General features: G+C 67.7%; 13 protein-coding genes and 1 tRNA gene. 6 read left to right on the top strand and 8 right to left on the bottom strand.

Annotation, left to right across the window (positions count from 1 at the left end; translation table 11 throughout):
* Positions 1-151: 151 nt before the first annotated feature.
* On the top strand, positions 152-1,474 hold the full coding sequence (locus NRB20_RS13455) for a hypothetical protein (RefSeq protein ID WP_319944856.1): 1,323 nt from the start codon (positions 152-154) through the stop codon (positions 1,472-1,474).
* A complete protein-coding gene (locus tag NRB20_RS13450) occupies positions 1,465-2,205 on the top strand; it encodes an Abi-alpha family protein (protein ID WP_153410459.1) in 741 nt (246 codons plus the stop codon). The genes NRB20_RS13455 and NRB20_RS13450 overlap by 10 nt, the downstream gene beginning before the upstream one ends.
* A 160-nt stretch (positions 2,206-2,365) precedes the next feature.
* Here the strand turns inward: NRB20_RS13450 and NRB20_RS13445 are convergent, their stop codons facing one another.
* From NRB20_RS13445 to NRB20_RS13435, 3 genes are all read right to left on the bottom strand, one after another.
* Positions 2,366-4,171, bottom strand: a complete 1,806-nt coding sequence (locus tag NRB20_RS13445) for an ABC-F family ATP-binding cassette domain-containing protein (protein ID WP_153410458.1) — start codon at positions 4,169-4,171, stop codon at positions 2,366-2,368.
* A gap of 214 nt (positions 4,172-4,385) precedes the next feature.
* A tRNA-Met gene (locus NRB20_RS13440) sits at positions 4,386-4,459 on the bottom strand.
* Positions 4,460-4,790: 331 nt separating this feature from the next.
* Positions 4,791-5,711, bottom strand: a complete 921-nt coding sequence (locus NRB20_RS13435; RefSeq protein WP_319944855.1) for a 4-(cytidine 5'-diphospho)-2-C-methyl-D-erythritol kinase — start codon at positions 5,709-5,711, stop codon at positions 4,791-4,793.
* A 168-nt stretch (positions 5,712-5,879) separates the two neighbouring features.
* Here NRB20_RS13435 and NRB20_RS13430 point away from each other — a divergent pair, with 168 nt between their 5' ends.
* Both NRB20_RS13430 and NRB20_RS13425 read left to right on the top strand, forming a co-directional pair.
* Entirely contained in the window at positions 5,880-6,086 is a 207-nt protein-coding gene (locus tag NRB20_RS13430) for a heavy-metal-associated domain-containing protein (protein WP_153410456.1), read from the top strand.
* Positions 6,087-6,146: 60 nt separating this feature from the next.
* Positions 6,147-8,738: a heavy metal translocating P-type ATPase gene (locus NRB20_RS13425; protein WP_227833481.1), complete on the top strand. Its 2,592-nt coding sequence runs from the start codon at positions 6,147-6,149 to the stop codon at positions 8,736-8,738.
* A gap of 429 nt (positions 8,739-9,167) precedes the next feature.
* Here NRB20_RS13425 and rsmA read toward each other — a convergent pair whose 3' ends face one another.
* Positions 9,168-10,049, bottom strand: coding sequence for a 16S rRNA (adenine(1518)-N(6)/adenine(1519)-N(6))-dimethyltransferase RsmA (rsmA, locus tag NRB20_RS13420; RefSeq protein WP_319944854.1), 882 nt, complete (start codon positions 10,047-10,049; stop codon positions 9,168-9,170).
* Positions 10,050-10,444: 395 nt separating this feature from the next.
* The gene (locus NRB20_RS13415; protein WP_153410454.1) at positions 10,445-11,596 is read right to left on the bottom strand and encodes a lipase family protein; all 1,152 of its coding nucleotides are present in this window, start codon (positions 11,594-11,596) and stop codon (positions 10,445-10,447) included.
* Positions 11,597-11,865: 269 nt separating this feature from the next.
* Between NRB20_RS13415 and NRB20_RS13410 the strand changes: the two genes are divergently transcribed.
* Positions 11,866-12,633, top strand: coding sequence for an SDR family NAD(P)-dependent oxidoreductase (locus NRB20_RS13410; protein ID WP_153410453.1), 768 nt, complete (start codon positions 11,866-11,868; stop codon positions 12,631-12,633).
* A gap of 45 nt (positions 12,634-12,678) precedes the next feature.
* Here the strand turns inward: NRB20_RS13410 and NRB20_RS13405 are convergent, their stop codons facing one another.
* Positions 12,679-13,806: a resuscitation-promoting factor gene (locus tag NRB20_RS13405; protein WP_153410452.1), complete on the bottom strand. Its 1,128-nt coding sequence runs from the start codon at positions 13,804-13,806 to the stop codon at positions 12,679-12,681.
* Between the two features lie 204 nt (positions 13,807-14,010).
* Complete coding sequence (locus NRB20_RS13400; RefSeq protein WP_153410451.1) at positions 14,011-14,844, bottom strand: TatD family hydrolase; 834 nt, start codon at positions 14,842-14,844, stop codon at positions 14,011-14,013.
* 58 nt (positions 14,845-14,902) lie between these two features.
* On the opposite strand from NRB20_RS13400, the gene metG reads away from it, so the two are divergent.
* A complete protein-coding gene (metG, locus tag NRB20_RS13395) occupies positions 14,903-16,462 on the top strand; it encodes a methionine--tRNA ligase (RefSeq protein ID WP_153410450.1) in 1,560 nt (519 codons plus the stop codon).
* Between the two features lie 395 nt (positions 16,463-16,857).
* Here metG and rsmI read toward each other — a convergent pair whose 3' ends face one another.
* Positions 16,858-17,676 carry a 16S rRNA (cytidine(1402)-2'-O)-methyltransferase gene (gene rsmI / locus NRB20_RS13390; RefSeq protein WP_153410757.1) on the bottom strand — a complete coding sequence of 273 codons (819 nt, stop codon included), beginning with the start codon at positions 17,674-17,676 and terminating at the stop codon, positions 16,858-16,860.
* Between the last annotated feature and the right edge of the window lie 67 nt (positions 17,677-17,743).

Below are 17,743 nucleotides of genomic sequence, written 5' to 3'. Positions count from 1 at the left end.
CCGAAAGTCTCCCACTTCGGACGGCACGGACCGCATCCGGCCACAAATTCGCCCATCTCCGCAATTCCACAGTAAGGTCCTGCGTGCCGACGGGTACCTTCGAGTACCGGGTGAGGCGGCGGTCACCGGTACGGTTCAGCAGGAGGGTGTCGTGCTAGACAGCTATTTTCATATCCACCCGTCAATTCTGCTGGAACTGATCACGATTCCCCTGTTCACGGGCATCATCGGCTACATCACCAACTGGACCGGCATCCTGATGCTGTTCAAGCCGATCTACTTCCACGGTATTTCGGTCCCCGGCCTCAAATCGCTGTTCCACTTCCTGCCCAAGCGGATTCAGGTGCTGCCGCTGCTGCGCTACGACGGCCGGATCGGCTGGCAGGGCATCGTCCCCTCGCGCGCGGACAAGATGGCATCCATCGCCGTGGACAAGGGGCTGGCCAAACTCGGCAGCGTCAGCGACTTCTATCGCGAACTCGAACCCGACGCCCTGGCCGAACATCTGACGACGCTGGCGCAGGAGCAGATCCGCGACATCGTCGAGGAGATCGCGATCCGGGAGCATCCGCAGCTCTGGTACAACCTGCCCAATCCGGTGCGGGAGATGGTGCACGAGCGGGTGCGCGAGCAGTTGCCGGAGGTGCTGCGGGAGCTGACCGTCGAGTTGGGCAACAACATCGAGCAGCTGCTGGACGTCAAGCAGATGGTGATCCGGTACTTCCAGTCCCGCCCGCAGTTGCTCAACACGGTCTTCCAGGTGCTGGGGGCCAAGGAGCTGCGGTTCATGCAGAACTTCGGCTTCTACTTCGGCGCGCCCATGGGTGCGGTGCTGGTCGCCATCCTGCATCTGACGCATTTCTCGGCGCTGGTGGTGCTGCCGATCGGCGGGGTGGTCATCGGCTGGGTGGTGAACTGGATCGGCCTGAACATGATCTTCGCCCCCGCGTACCCGAAGTGGTGGTGCCCGTGGCGGCAGGGACTGCTGATCAAGCGACAGTCCGAGATCACCGAGGGTTACGCGGAACTGGTTGCCACGCAGATCATCACGGTCGCGAACGTCGGCGACGAACTGCTCAACGGGCCGCGCGCCGACCGCACCATGCAGGTCCTCGAGGACACCCTGCGCCCGGCCACCGACAAGGCGCTGGGCCCCGCGCGCGGTCCGGTGAAGTTCATGATGGGCCGACGCGACTACACGACGTTGCAGGACAGCTTCGCGGACAAGGCAAAAAGCCTGGCGCCGGCCGCATTTGCCGACCCGGCGTTCAACGCGCAGCAGAGCACTCAGGTCAGTCACTACATCGCCAAGCAGATGGCCGCGCTGTCGCCGCCGAGCTTCGTGGACATGCTGCGCTCGGCGATCAAACAGGACGAGTGGCTTTTGTTCGTCCATGGCGGCGTGTTGGGACTCATCGCCGGTTACGCTCATCTTCTGATCTTCGGAACGGAAGTGGCGAGAACATGGCTCTGAGCGACCCCGTGCGCGCTGCTGCCGGGCTGGTGCAGGTGGCGGCATCGGCTGCGGCGGAAGCGACTTCGTGGAGTGTGGACACCGCCCGCGACATCACCGGGAACGTGGTGCGCGGCAGTATGGCGGGCCGCCCACCCCGCGAGCTACTCACCGAAGCCGGTGAGCAGATGCGCGAATCGGTGCGTCAGGCGTTGGGTATCCCTGCGCCGCAAGCGGATTCGACTCCCGAACCGAGCTCGACACTGCGCGAGCGCGGCGCCGAACTACTCCGGCATTCGGCGCGGGTGCGGACCGGCGAGGGTGAGCATCCGGCGTACGCGCGCATCCTGTCCGAGCTGACCCCCGACGAGGCCCGCATCCTGCGCTTCCTCTACCTGGATGGCCCGCAGCCCACCCTGGACGTGCGCACCGGCCGCGCGCTGAGCCCCGGCGCGCAGCGAATCGAGATGGGGCTCAACCTGATCGGCGAGGAAGCCGCCCTGCACTCCCCCGACCGGACCGCCCACTACCTCACCAACCTGAGCCGCCTGGGCCTGATCGATTTCACCGTCGAACCACTCGACAACCCGGCCCGCTACCAACTCCTCGAGGCCCAGCCACAGGCGCGCGCACTGCTGTCCCGCACCCGCCCGCGCGTCAAGATCCGTTATTGCAGCATCGTTCTCACGGGATTCGGCGGGGACTTCGTGTGCTGCTGCCTGCCTGTTCCGCCGATCGATAAGGCGTTGTAGGGGATCCAGCCGAATCTACGGTGTTCGCCAACAGCTTTCGGCGCGCCGCATATGTCATCGATGTGGCACGGCCGCAGAGGTCGGACGGGGTCATGTGACCTCGTGCGATATTCAGCCGCATCGCAGCAACCGGTTCCGGAGCGACACAGGTCGATGCAGCTCAGCCGACCTCTTCGGCGAGTTCGAGCCAGCGTTCCTCGGTCGATTCCTTGTCCGCCTGAACCTGTTTCAGCTCTACGCCGAGGGTGATGAGCTTGTCGGGTTCGGTGGCGGCCGCGGCGAGGGCGTCGTGCAGGCGCTGTTCGCGGTCGGTGAGTTTCTCCAGAGCCCTTTCCAGGCGGGCGAATTCCTTGCGGGCGGCGCGGTAGGCGGCCGAATCCGTCGCGGGGGCAGGGGAATTGGTGGAACCGCCGGTGGCCGGGCTCGACGCGGGGGCGGCGAGGGCGGCGCGACGGCGCAGGTACTCCTCGATACCGCCGGGCAGGTTGGTGAGTTTGCCGTCGCCGAACAGGGCCCAGGTCGAATCGCAGATGCGCTCGATCAGATAGCGGTCGTGGCTGATCACGACCAGGGTGCCCGCCCAGCCGTCGAGCAGGTCCTCGAGTTGCTGGAGGGTGTCGATATCCAGGTCGTTGGTGGGTTCGTCGAGCAGCAGGACGTTCGGCTCGCTCATCAGGATGCGGGTCAGTTGCAAGCGACGACGCTCACCACCGGACAGATCGCCGACCGGGGTGCGCTGTTTCGCAGGCGTGAAGCCGAGCCGCTCGGCCAGCTGCCCGGCGCTGACCTCCCGGTCGCCCAGCATGATTCGCTCGGCGACGTCGGAAACCGCTTCCAGCACACGCATATTCGTCGGCAGATCGTCGAGTTCCTGACGCAGCCAGCCGATTCGGATGGTCTGCCCCTGGATGCGGCGGCCGGTGGCGAGTTCGGCGTCACCGGCCAGCGCGCGCAGCAGCGTGGTCTTGCCCGAACCGTTCACCCCTACCAGGCCGACCCGTTCGCCGGGCGCGAGCCGCCAGGTCAGATCGTGCACCAGCTCGCGGTCGTCGGGCGTGGTCAGGCGCACGTCCTCGAGTTCGATCACCACGCGCCCCAACCGCTTTCGCGCGAAGGCGGCCAGTTCGACGTTGTCGCGCGGGGCGGGCACATCGGCGATCAACGCCTCGGCGGCCTCGACGCGATAGCGCGGTTTCGAGGTGCGGGCCTGCGGGCCGCGACGCAACCAGGCCAGTTCCTTGCGGGCCAGATTGCGGCGGCGCGCCTCGGTGGCGTCGGCCTGCCGGGCGCGTTCGGCGCGGGCGAAGATCCAGTCGTTGTAACCGCCCTCGTAGCTTTCCACCTTGCCGCCCACCACTTCCCAGGTGCGGGTGGCGACGGTGTCCAGGAACCAGCGATCGTGGGTGACCACGACGAGGGCGCTGCGGCGGGCCAGCAGATGTTCGGCCAGCCACTGCACACCCTCGACGTCGAGGTGGTTGGTGGGCTCGTCCAGCACCAGCAGGTCCAGCTCGCGCACGAGAGCCGCGGCCAGCGCCACGCGACGACGTTCACCGCCGGAGAGATTGGTGACCGAGCTGTCCATCCCGAGGTCGGCGATGCCGATGCCCTCGATGACGTTGCGGATACGCGGATTCGCGGCCCATTCGTGTTCGGCCACAACGGGATTGCCGCCGACGGCGTCGTCCGCGAGTCCGGCGAGCACCACATCGCCGACGGTGGCGTTCTCGGGCAGGCTGCCGCGCTGGGTGACCACCGCCATCCGCAGCCCGTTCATCCGGCTCACGCGCCCGCTGTCGGGGGCCTCGATCCCGGTCAGCACCTCGAGCAGGGTGGTCTTGCCGCCGCCGTTCAGACCGACGACCCCGATCCGCTCACCCTCCTGCACACCGAGCGAGACCTGATCCAGCAGCGGTGTGATCCCGAAGCTCTTGCCGACCTGTTCCAGGTTGACCAGGTTCACCATGGGCTCGTCCGCCTCTCGTAATTCAGGCCAAACAGTGTGAGTGGCGTGTGATCATCGTCGGATCGCCTGCCGCGGTGGCAGCCCGTCCCCGGGGCGCTCGGCAAGCTCCTCATGATCTCACGCCGCCGCGCATGTCCCGGATTCCCCCCGAGCGGGCGCGATCCGGAAATACGAAAGTGGCCCGGAAGCATTGCCTCCGAGCCACTTTCGCTAGTAGCGGGAACAGGATTTGAACCTGCGACCTCTGGGTTATGAGCCCAGCGAGCTACCGAGCTGCTCCATCCCGCGTCGTGTTTCCAACAGTACACGAGCCTGCCCCGGAATACCGAATCGCGCCTGGAACAGCAGGTTTGCGGCGCATTTCGCGATCGCGGGGCTTTCGGGCCGTCGGTCATCGAACAGTTCCGCCGACACGACCGCACACCAGCCGGGGCGACCGCACACCCCGCCGACACGACTGCGCGTCCCACCGACACGACCGCGCACCCCACCGGAGCGACCGCACACCAGCCGGGGCGATATCGCGCCCGCTCGGTATTGCCGAGCACGCTACGGCCATTGCCGAGCAGGCGACGGCCGCAACTCGATGCCCCGAAGACTCGTCGATGCTCCCGACGGCTCAGTGTTCCCCGACGACGCGTGCACCCGGGACCGGGCCGCTGGCAGTACGGACGCTGCGGCATACGCCCGCGCCGGACAGTTCGGCGGCGACAGCGATGGCGGCGTCCTCGCTCTCACACAGGAATGCGCAGGTGGGGCCCGATCCGGAGACCAGCCCGGCGAGGGCTCCCGCAGTCGTACCCGCACGCAGAGTGCGACGCAGATCCGGTTTCAGGGACAGCGCGGGGGCTTGCAGATCGTTGCCGAGCAGCGGGGCCAACTGCGCCGGATCGCCGGATGCCAAGGCCTGCAACAGTTCCTGCGGTTCACCCAGGCGCGGCGGATCACCTTGTTCCCGTAGGCGATCCAGTTCGCGGAAGACCGTCGGCGTGGACAGGCCATCGCGCGCGAGTGCCAGCACCCAGTGAAAGGTGCTGCGCGACAACACCGGAAGCAGTTTCTCCCCGCGTCCGCGCCCCAGGGCCGTCCCGCCGTACAGCGCGAACGGGACGTCACTGCCCAACTCGGCGGCCAGCGTCGCCAGCTCGTCCCGCGTGAGCCCGACATCCCAGAGTTCATTCAATCCGACCAGGGCCGCGGCCGCGTCGGCACTGCCGCCCGCCATCCCGCCCGCCACCGGAATGCCCTTGCGGATCGCGATCTCCACCAGCGGCGCACGCCCCGCGCGATGGGCCAGCCGCACCGCGGCCTGCCACACCAGGTTCATCCGGTCGGTCGGCACCTGTTCGGCGCCCTCGCCGCTCACCCGGACCGACAGCGACGCGGCCGGGGTGATCTCGATATCGTCACTCAGCGACAGGGCCTGGAAGACGGTCGTGAGCTCGTGATACCCGTCGTCACGCAAGTCACCCACCCCGAGGTGCAGGTTCACCTTCGAGGGTGCCCGCACGACCACGGGGCTCGGCACAACAGAAAGCACGAGCCCCAAGCGTAATGGGCGGGACCGACATGTGCGGTCGCAGCGGCCGCCAACGCGCCGCCGACCCGGTCACACCCACCCCGAACACTTGCGTCGGATACCCATAGGGGGTACCTTCGGGAGCGTCCGGGGATACCCCCTCACCGTATGATTCCGAAGGAGCCGAACATGGCGACCAGCACCTACACCGTCACCGGAATGACCTGCGGCCACTGCGTGGCGTCGGTCCAGCAGGAAATCGGCCGGATCGACGGTGTCACGGGCGTCGAGGTGGATCTGGCCAGCGGGCAGGTCAAGGTGGAGTCGGCGAGCGAGGTCGACCAGGCCGCCGTGGCCGCCGCCGTCGACGAGGCCGGATACCAGCTCGCGAGCTGACGTACGACCCGCCGCGAGCGGTACGCGGCGCGAGAACCATCACCCGAGGAGAGCGAGACGATGAGCGCACCGGTGGCCGAGCGGTCGATCGAACTGGAGATCGGCGGGATGACGTGCGCCTCCTGCGCGGCCCGGATCGAGAAGAAGCTGAACCGGATCGAGGGCGTCACCGCGTCGGTGAACTACGCCACCGAGAAGGCCCTCGTCAGCTTCCCGGATTCGGTGAGTCCCGCGCAGCTCATCGAGCGAGTGGTCGACACCGGATATACCGCACAGGTGTACGCGCCGGTCGATACCGCTGCGCCGCAAGAGGATTCGCCGCTCTCCCTGGCCGCGCAGCTGCGCAACCGACTGCTGCTCACCGTTGCCATGGCGGTGCCGATCATCGTGCTCGCCATGGTTCCGGCCTTCCAGTTCCGCAATTGGCAGTGGCTCTCGCTGACGCTGGCCGCGCCGGTGGTGTTCTGGGGCGGCGCGGGATTCCACCGCGCGGCCTGGACCAACGCCCGGCACGGCGCGGCCACCATGGACACGCTGATCTCGCTGGGCACCCTCGCGGCGTTCGGCTGGTCGGTGTACGCGCTGTTCTTCGGCCATGCCGGAATGCCCGGAATGCGGCACGGTTTCAGCCTCACGGTCGAGCGCGGTGACGCGGGGTCGAACATCTACTTCGAGGTGGCGGCCGGGGTCATCGTATTCCTTTTGGCCGGAAGGTATTTCGAGACGCGCGCCAAGGAACGTGCCGGATCGGCGCTGCGAGCGTTGCTGGAGATGGGGGCTAAAGAGGTCTCCGTTCTGCGCGGTGCCGAGGCCGGTCCACGCGGTGCCGAGGCTCGTGCGCACGAAACCAAGGCGGAACTGCGCGAAACGGAGGCCGATCCGCGCGACACCGAAACAGATTCGCACAGAACCAAAGCCGGTCCACGCAGCACCGAGCCGGGACTACGCCAGACCGAGGCAGGACCGCGCGAGACCGAGGCCGATCCGCGCGACACCGAAACGGGTTCACACAGAACCAAGGCCGGTCCACGCGAGACCGAGCCGGGACTACGCCAGGCCGAGGCGGGACCGGGCGGCACCGAAATCCGTATCCCGGTAAGCGAATTGCGCTCCGGTGAGGTCTTCCTGGTCCGGCCCGGCGAGAAGGTCGCCACGGATGGTGTTGTGGTCGAAGGGAATTCGGCCGTCGATATGAGCATGCTGACCGGTGAGTCGGTGCCGGTGGAGGTCGCGCCCGGCGATCGGGTGGTCGGGGCGACGGTGAACGCGGGCGGCATGCTGACCGTGCGCGCGACCCGCGTCGGCGCGGACACCCAGCTGGCGCAGATGGCCGCGCTGGTCGAGCAGGCGCAGACGGGGAAGGCGCCCGTGCAACGGCTCGCCGATCGCGTCGCGGGGATCTTCGTGCCGATCGTGCTGGCCATCGCCGCGGTCACGTTGGTCGTCTGGCTGATCACGGGACCGTCGGTGGCCGTCGCCTTCGGGGCCGCGGTCGCGGTGCTGATCATCGCCTGCCCCTGCGCGCTCGGACTCGCCACGCCCACCGCGCTGCTGGTCGGGACGGGTCGCGGTGCGCAACTGGGCATTCTGATCAAGGGTCCGCAGGTGCTGGAGTCGACGCGGCGGATCGACACGGTCGTGCTGGACAAGACCGGAACCGTCACCACCGGCACGATGACGCTCGCCGAGGTGATCCCCGCCGAGGGCACCGATTCCGACGAGTTGCTCACTGTCGCGGCATCGGTCGAACACGGCTCCGAACATCCCGTGGCGCGCGCGGTCGTGGCCGGCGCCGCCGATCGCGGGTTGACTCCGGATCCGGTGCGGCAGTTCGTCGGTCACGGCGGCAAGGGCGTGCAGGGCCTCGTCGGCGAGCGTGCCGTGGTGATCGGCCGCACCGAACTGCTGGACGACTGGTCCATCACCTTGCCCGACGCGCTGGCCACCGCCAAGACCGACGCCGAAACCGCCGGTCGGACCGCGATCGTGGTCGCCTGGGACGGGGTGGCCCGCGGCGTACTGGTCATCGCCGACGCCATCAAACCCACCAGCGCCGACGCCATCGCCGATATGCGCGCCCTCGGCCTGACCCCCGTGCTGCTGACCGGCGACAATGCCGCCGCCGCGCACACGGTCGCCGATCGGGTCGGCATCACCGAGGTCATCGCCGAGGTGCTGCCCAGCGACAAACTCGACGTGGTGAAGCGGCTCCAGGACAGCGGCAAGGTGGTCGCCATGGTCGGCGACGGCGTCAACGACGCGGCCGCCCTCGCTCAGGCCGATCTGGGCCTGGCCATGGGCACCGGCACCGACGTCGCCATCGAGGCGGGCGACATCACCCTCGTCCGCGGCGACCTACGCACCGTAGGCACCGCAATTCGCCTGTCCCGCAACACCCTTCGCACCATCAAGGGAAACCTCTTCTGGGCCTTCGGCTACAACGTAGCCGCCATCCCCCTGGCCGCCACCGGCCTCCTCAACCCCATGCTCGCCGGCGCCGCCATGGCCCTGTCCAGCGTCTTCGTAGTCACCAACAGCCTCCGCCTCCGCTCTGTGTCTTTGGCCTCCGCTCCGCTCCGGCGGGTTTTCGGCGCCCGTGTGGCTCGTCGCTCACCCCTCGAGACTCGGCCTTCGGCCATGCGCTGTGTTTGATTGCCTCCGCTCCGCTCCGGCAGGTTTCGGCGCCCGTGTGGCTCGTCGTTCACCCCTCGAGACTCGGCCTCCGGCCATGCGCTTCGAGGGCTGAACGACGAGCCGCGCCGAAAACCTTTGGGGTTGGGCTTGTTGAGCCTTTCGCTTCGCGGGCGATTTCCAGCCCGACGGAGACGATTCGCCGCTGGGCGCGTCGGTCGTTACGTTGGGCTGTCATAGCAGTTCGGCGGTGGTGACTCGACGCTCAGCCATGTACTTCGACCGAACAGCAAGCCGAGCCGAAAACTTGGTGTTGTCTGTAGAGCTATCCGACCTGGTCAGCCAGACGCGCGAAAGCTGCGGTGCCGAGAGCGTCACCGCAGGCGGTGGGATCGACGCCCACAACAGAACATCCAGCAGTTCCGCGGTCACCGTTCGGGCAACGCCCGGTCAGACCTGGTCGGCGAGGCGGACGAAGGCTGCGGTGTCGAGGGTTTCGCCGCGGGCGGTGGGGTCGATGCCTGCGGCGAGCAGGCGGCGTTCGGCTTCGGGGGGCGAGCCTGCCCAACCGCTGAGTGCGGCGCGTAATGTCTTGCGGCGCTGGGCGAATGCGGCGTCGACCACTTCGAAGACGCGGGTGCGGTGTGCCACGTCGAGGGGCCAGGGGGGCTCGGTGTAGCGATCGATTCGGACCAAACCGGATTCGACCTGTGGGACCGGCCAGAACACTTGTCGCCCAACCGATCCCGCGCGGCGGACGGTGCCGAAGAAACCGGCCTTCACGCTCGGTACGCCGTAGATCCGGGAGCCGGGTTCGGCCGACAGGCGATCGGCGACCTCGGCCTGCACCATCACCAGAGCCGTTGTGATGCTGGGCAATTCGGCCAGCAGATGCAGCAGCACCGGCACCGCGACGTTGTACGGCAGGTTCGCGACCAGCGCGGTCGGCTGCGCGGGCAGATCCTGCGCCCGCACCCGCAACGCGTCGGCCCGCACCACGCTGAGCCGATCCGCGAGCCCGGCCGCCCGATCCGCGACGGTCCCCGGAAGATGTTGCGCCAGCACCGGATCGATCTCCACCGCGACCACCCGGTCCACCACATCCAGCAACGCCAACGTCAACGACCCCAACCCCGGCCCGACCTCGACCACCACATCCGCCCGCCCCACCCCCGCGGCCGCGACGATCCGCCGCACGGTATTCGCATCGTGCACGAAGTTCTGCCCCAACTGCTTGGTAGGCCGTACCCCGAACCGCTCCGCCAGCACCCGCACCTCTACAGGCCCCAACAACCCCGCCTGACCACGGCCAACGACCTCTGCTTCGGACACGCCCGCAAACCTACCAACCCCCACCCCACCACCCCACACACCGGCCCACAGCCGAACGATCAGCCAACACCGCCGCCATCACGCCAGCCACCAATCAACAAGTAGCAGCGGCCCATCGGATCTCGATCCCACGCACGACGATGTCACCAGTGAGGCAAGTTATCCGCCCACCCGGCGAAGTTACCTACCCTGGGCGCGCACGACCGGAATCAGCGGCAGGACGAGCAAGCGTGCTCGATCCCACGCACGACGGGGTCACCGGCGGGGCAAGTTATCCGCCCACCCGGCGAACTGACCGATCCCGAGCGCGCACGACCGGAATCAGCGGCGGAACAGGCGCGGCGAGGTCTTCGATCGGACGCAAGGGGACCAGGCGGACCGGGCATGCGGGGAGGTCAGGGGTGGGTGGGGGTTGTTTTGATTCGGGCGGCGAAATTGCTTATGGCGGACCACATTTCGGGGTTGAGTTCGCAGTGGGTGCCGTGGCCTACGACGGTGTGGAAGTCGACGCCGCCGGCCAGGAATTGGGCGGCGAGGGTGGCGTGGAGGGGGGCGGGGACCGTGGTGTCGGTGGCGTTGGTCAGGAGCAGGATCGGAGCGTCGTAGCCGGTGGTGGCGACGGCCATGTAGGAGGCCAGGGCCGCATGGAAGGTGGGGGTGGTGAGTTGGCGGGAGAGCAGGTCGCCGATCGTCGAGCCGTCGGTGCGGCGCATGATGTCGCGCAGGCACAGGTTGCCGATGCTGTCGACGAGGTCGCGGCCGCGCGGGCTGAGGTAGCTGTTCACGTCGACCTCGGGGTGCGTTTCCCGCAGGCCGGTCAGGATCATCGCGATGAAGCCGGCGGTATCGCCGTCGGTGACGCCGCTGACCCGCGGCACCCACGGACCGGCGGCGGGCAGCACATCCTCGATATCGGATTCCGGATCGACGGTGATGGTGCCGCGGAAATCCAGCTCCGGCGCATAACCGTGTTGCAGATGCGCGGTCCCCAGGGCCGCCTGCCCACCCTGCGATCCGCCGACCACCGCCCAGGTCCGGGAGAGTTCCGGATGCGTCGCGCGGGCCGCGCGAACCAGATCGATCGTCGCGGTCGCCTCGGTGTTCAACTCCAGATACGGATGCGGGCCGGTCCGAAATCGCCCGAGCCCCAAGTAATCCGGCGCAACCACCGCGAACCCCTTGGCCAGGAAGTACTTCGCGATCAGGTTGTCCTCCGACTGCCCCGGCGTCGTGGTCTGCCCACCACAACCCGCACCCAACCCGGAGGTCCCGTGGTCGTACGCCATGATCGGCCAGCCACCGACCGGCGCGCGACCGGACGGCACGAACAGCACCCCGCTGGCCCGCCGCGGCGTACCGTCCGATCCGGCCATCCAGTAATCGACGATCGAACCACCGGGAATCCCGCGCCACCCGTCGGCCTGCGGCAGCACATCGATCACGGTCCCCGGCGCGGCGGCCCGCGCGGGCCCGGCCACCGTCCACATCGCACTCACCGCGACCGCCCCCGCCACGACCAGCCGCCCCCAACCGCCGAACCACCGCATCCGAAACCCCTCACCGTCTCGTGGACAAATCCGGGCGATCGTATCGATCTATTTTGTGAAGCCATTGTGAGCGACACGAACGTCATCGGCCGTGACTTCGTGCGATACGCACCGCAGTGGGCCGAGCCCTGAAGCATGGCGTGCAACCAGGACGAACTGGAGGCCCAAGTCACATCTTCCGAAAGTACTGCATACTGATACACGTTCTAGTTTTCAGGCTGGATCGCATCGGAACGGGTGCGTTCACACGGTCGAGAGGTTGGCACGCAATGCAGCGCAGGCATGAGGGACGTCGGATTCTCGTCACGGGCGCGGGATCGGGCATCGGGCGGGGCGTCGCGCTGCGACTGCTCGCCGAGGGTGCGACGCTGGTCGCCGCCGACATCGCCGAAACCGGCCTGAAGGAGACCGTCGAAGCCGCCGACGCCGCCGACCGCGACCGGCTGCACACCGTCCGCATCGACGTCGCCGATCCCGAATCGGTGCGCGCGGGCTGCGCTTCCGCCCTGAACACCCTCGACGGCATCGATGTCCTGGTGAACGCCGCGGGCATCATGCGCGCCGCCCACACCCACGAGATGCCGTTCGAGGATTGGAATCAGGTCATCGGCGTGAACCTCACCGGCACCTTCCTGATGTGCCGGGCCGTGCTGCCGCGCCTGATCGAATCCGACCACCCGGTGATCGTGAACTTCTCCTCCACCGCGGCCTTCGGCTCGAATCCGTACATGGCCGCCTATTCCGCGTCCAAGGGCGGAGTCAACGCGCTGACCCACTCGCTGGCCCTGGAATACGTCAAACACGGTCTGCGCGCGGTGAACATCGTCCCCGGCGGTATCAACACCGGCATCACCTCGGGCCTGCAACTCCCCGCCGACGCCGACTGGAAACTCATGGCCCGCCTCACCGGCTGGCTGAACAACGGCGCACTCGGCGACCCGAAGGACATCGCGGGCGTGGTCGCCATGGTCGCCTCCGAGGACGGCCGCTACATCACCGGCAGCGAAATCCGCGTCGACGGAGGCGCGCTGATGTAGCCGCATTCCCCGGCCCGCTCCGGCGTGGGAGGCGAACCGGGGTCGCTACCCGATTCCCAGCCTGCTGGTACAAGTCGGCCAGGCGCCCCAACCCTGCCGCGCCCGGGTCTTCTCGGCGATGGCGATCTGTTCGTTGCGGGTCGCCAGGTCGGGGCGGGGGGCGTATCGCAGACCGCCCTGACGCGCCCAGGTGTTCTGATCGAACTGCACCCCGCCGAAGTACCCGTTACCGGTGTTGATCGCCCAGTTGCCGCCGGATTCGCATTTGGCCAGCGCGTCCCAGATCGCGCCGTCGCGGACCGGCGGCACCTCCGTGCCCGGCTTCGCGCCCTTGCGCACGGTCCGGGGCTGGGACGGGACGACGACCGAGCTGGAAACCGGCTTCTTGCCCGTGACGATGCCGTTCACGATCGACACCGCGAACGTCACGTCCTGCACCCCGGCCTTGCCCGGATTCTCCACGACGGTCCGGTCCATGTTCATGGTCACATCGGAGACGTTCTGCTCCGTCGGCGGCAGCGGCACCCGTTCCACGCGACTGACGACCCGTTTGCGGGTGACGGTGATGTTCATCCCGTCGGTCAGCGGCGTACCGGCGGGCGGTTGCACCGAATCCTGATCCACCAGCGGAATCCCCTGCACCTGCAACAGTTGGCCGACCGTCGGCGCGGCCAGACGCACGTACTTCGCCCTGCGGCCGTTGTCGGCCAGCAGCACGGTGTGCGGGCTGGTGACCGAGAGCGACGCACCGGTCAGCGGCAGCGAGGCCGGGCGGGCCGGGGAGACGAAGACGTCGTTCGGAATCTTCAACTGCGACAACGCCTCGGCGACGGTGTTGCCGGTGGTCCACACCGTCTGCGGGGAGCCGTCGACCACCATGGCAATCTGGCGTCCGCGATCGAAGGTGATGGTCGCCCCGTTCTCGACCGAGGATCCGGCGGGCGGAGTCACCGCGTCGTGGTCGCCGACCCGGTAGCCCGCGAATTTCAGCGCGCCGCGCACACTGCCCGCCATGGTGGTCACCGTGGTGGTGCGGCCGTCGACGACGACGGTGATCGTCTTACGGTCGATGACGGCCAGCCCCGCACCCAGGATCAACGTGATCAGCAGCGCCGCGATGGCCGTGTACAACATCGGCGATCGTGACGAGTTGATCCGCTCTAGTGCGGACATCCGAAACTCCGACATGGTCACAATACGATAACGAGCAGGTCAGGGCCCGACAACCACAGCTGGCGGAACAGGCGACTTCCAGGTCACGAAGCTATATCGACAACGCGGGGGTGTAACAGGTGTCGCAATAGTAGTGACACCGGACACAATCGCGCACCTCGAGGCGTGTCGGTGTGACACATCCCACTGAACGTGCTGTAACGCTCAGGATCCGAGCCGGTAGACGCGTTCCGCGTTGGCGGTGGTCTGCCGAGCCAGTTCGACCGGGTCCTGACCGCGGGTCTCGGCCAGCGACCGCACGGTGTACGGCAGGCAGTACGACTCGTTCGGCGCGCCCCGGAACGGGTGCGGGGTCAGGAACGGGGCGTCGGTCTCGACCAGGATCTGCTCATCGGGCACGAGCTTGGCGGCCTCACGCAACTCGTGCGCGTTCTTGAAGCTGACGGTGCCGGAGAAGGACAGCACGTACCCCTCCTCCACGCAGGCCAGGGCCATGTTCGCGTCCGAGGAGAAGCAATGGAAGACCACCGTGTCGGGTGCGCCCTCGTCCAGCAGCACCGCGAGCAGGTCGTGATCGGCCTCGCGATTGTGGATCATCAGCGGTTTGCCGAGCCGCTTGGCCAGGTCGATGTGCCAGCGGAAGCCCTCGATCTGCTCCTCGACGGTCGCGCAGCCGTCGAGTTTGCCGGGCCAGTAGTAGTCCAGGCCGGTTTCGCCGATCGCGACGACACGGGGGTCGGCGGCGAGCCTCTCGAGTTCGGTCCTGGCCGCGTCGTCCAGCGCGTTCGCACGGGTCGGATGCAGTGCGACCGCCGCGTACACGCGCGGATCCCAGTGCGCGGCACGCACCGCGAACCCCGCGGCATCCAGGTCGTCGGCGATGGTGACGACCCGTCCGACGCCGACCGCGGCGGCCCGATCCACCATGGCGGCAACCGATTCCGCGTCGGTCGCACCACAGGCATCGAGGTGGGTGTGCGCGTCCACCAGAGGGGACAGCGGTTCGGGCGGTTCGGGTGCGGGCCGCTTACCGGACATGAGCACAGGGGATATTCACGCGAGGGGTCGATGGCACGCGCATTAGAGTAGAGCCACCATGAGCGCATCCTCACGCCCCGCCTTCTACATCACCACGGCCATCGCCTACCCGAACGGCGCGCCGCACATCGGGCACGCCTACGAGTACATCTCCACCGACGCCCTGGCCCGGTTCAAGCGCCTCGACGGGTTCGAGGTGTTCTTCATGACCGGCACCGACGAGCACGGCCAGAAGGTGCAGCAGGCCGCGCGAGCGGCGGACGTTCCGGTGCAGGAGTACGCCGCGCGCAACTCGGACGTGTTCGAGCGCATGGACAAGGTGCTGGACATCTCGTTCGACCGATTCATCCGGACCACCGACGAGGACCACCAGGCCGCGTCCATCGCGATCTGGGAGCGGATGCAGGCGCGCGGCGACATCTACCTGGACACCTACGCGGGCTGGTATTCGGTGCGCGACGAGGCGTTCTACACCGACGAGGAGACCACGGTCCTCGAGGACGGCGCGCGGATCTCCACCGACACCCGCACCCCGGTGGAGTGGACCGAGGAGTCGAACTACTTCTTCCGGCTGTCCAACTATCAGGACAAGCTGCTCGAACTGTACGAGACGCATCCGGAGTTCATCGCGCCCGCGACGCGGCGCAACGAGATCGTCAGCTACGTCAAGGCCGGGCTGAAGGATCTGTCCATCTCGCGCACCACGTTCGACTGGGGCGTCCCGGTGCCGGGCGATCCGGCGCACGTGATGTACGTCTGGGTCGACGCGCTCACCAACTACCTCACCGGGGCCGGGTTCCCGAACACGGATTCGGTTGCGTTCCAACGGTTCTGGCCCGCCGATGTGCACATCATCGGCAAGGACATCACCCGCTTCCACACGGTGTACTGGCCCGCGTTCCTGCTCTCGGCTGGGATCGAACTGCCGAAACGCGTTTTCGTGCACGGGTTCCTGTACAACAAGGGCGAGAAGATGAGCAAGTCGGTCGGCAACGTCGTCGACCCGCTCGCGCTGGTCGAGGGCTACGGCCTGGACGCGGTGCGCTTCTTCCTGCTGCGCGAGATCTCCTACGGGCAGGATGGTTCCTACAGCCACGAGGCGATCGTCGGCCGGATCAACTCCGACCTGGCCAACGAATACGGCAACCTCGCCCAGCGCAGCCTGAAAATGGTTGCCCGCGACTGCAATTCGGTCGTGCCGACCCCCGGCGAATTCACCGCGGACGACCGCGCCCTGCTCGACCGCGCGAACGGCCTGCTCGAGCGCTGCCGCGCCGAATTCGACCAGCAGCAAATACATCTCGCCCTCGAGGCGATCTGGCTGACCCTCGGCGAGACCAACCGCTACTTCTCCGCCCAGCAGCCCTGGGCCCTGGCGAAATCCGGCGCCCCCGAGGATCTGGCCCGCGAGGCGACGGTCCTGTACGTCACCCTCGAGGTCCTGCGCATCGTCTCCATCCTGGTCCAGCCGGTGATCCCGGGTTCGGCGGGCAAGATCCTCGACCTGCTCGCCCAAACCGCCCGCACCTTCGCCGACCTCACCACCCCGATCGAAGCGGGCCTCCCCCTCCCCACCCCCGAACCCGTCTTCCCGAAGTACATCGAACCCAAGGACTGAGATGTCCCGCAGACGATACGCCGCCAGGGAATCCCGGCGGCGTATCGCCTCTGGGACAACAGAACTCGCCGCTGTGGCGAACCCTACGAGCTGTGCCCCGACGACCTCGTCACCGAACTCGACACGGCACACGACTTCGCCCGGATCACGGTGTCACAGGAGCGTTGTCGAGCATCGAAGCAATGGGGCGCACCCTTCCGGTTCGCCCGGCATGTGCCCTATTCCCATATTGCACAAGGGTTTTCAGGAACCAGAGCTGATATGACATGCACTCATCGACGAAACCCGCGCTCGATCGAATCACCGCCCACGATCGAACGAAATAAGTTCCCGCACAAGACAACCGATCCCGGCATGCGCGCCGCATGCGTCCGGAGCGGTATGAGATCCAGCGGTCAGTCCGAGCGTGCGGCCAGGACGGCGTCGTAGAGCTCTTTGCGGGAGGCGCCGTTGGCGGCGGCTACCTCGGCGCAGGCGTCCTTGAGGCGAAGTCCTTTGGCGACAAGGGATTCGACGTGGTCGACCAGGTCGGCGGGCGCGGCCGAGATCGGTTGTGCGCCTTCCAGGACGACGGTGATCTCGCCGCGCGCGCCCTCGACGGCCCACTCGGCGAGTTCGGCGAGAGTGCCGCGCACGACCTCCTCGTAGGTCTTGGTCAACTCGCGACAGACCGCCGCGCGACGATCCGGACCGAGCACGTCGACGGCATCGGCGAGGCAGGCGGCGAGGCGGTGCGGCGCTTCGAAGAACACGACGGCGCGGGGTTCGGCGACCAGGGTGCCGAGCCACTGTTTGCGCTGGCCGCTCTTGCGGGGGGCGAAACCGTCGAAGCAGAAACGTTCCATCGGCAGGCCGGACAGGGCCAGGGCCGTGGTCACCGCGGACGGGCCGGGCAGACACGTCACGGGCAACTCCCGCTCGACGCAGGCCGCGACCATCCGGTATCCGGGATCGCTCACCGAGGGCATCCCGGCGTCGGTGACCAGCAGAACCGTTCGGCCCCCGGCGATCTCGTCCAGCAGCATCGGTATGCGCGCGGCCTCGACGTGATCGTAGAAACTCACCACGCGTCCGGTGATCTCCACGCCGAGCGCCTTGGCCAGGGCGCGGGTGCGGCGGGTGTCCTCGGCGGCGACCACATCGGCCGCACCCAGCGCATCCCGTAAACGTTGTGAGGCGTCACCGATCTCCCCCATCGGCGTCGCCGCCAGCATCAAGCGCCCGGTGCCCGCAGTGGTATCCACATCGTCACCTTAGGCCCGCCCCCACCTAGACTCGTCT

It is taken from the genome of Nocardia macrotermitis (assembly GCF_009604405.1).
In the GTDB taxonomy this organism is placed as follows: domain Bacteria; phylum Actinomycetota; class Actinomycetes; order Mycobacteriales; family Mycobacteriaceae; genus Nocardia; species Nocardia macrotermitis.
Note: the sequence above shows the minus strand (reverse complement) of the source record. Positions and strands in the feature narration are given on the sequence as shown.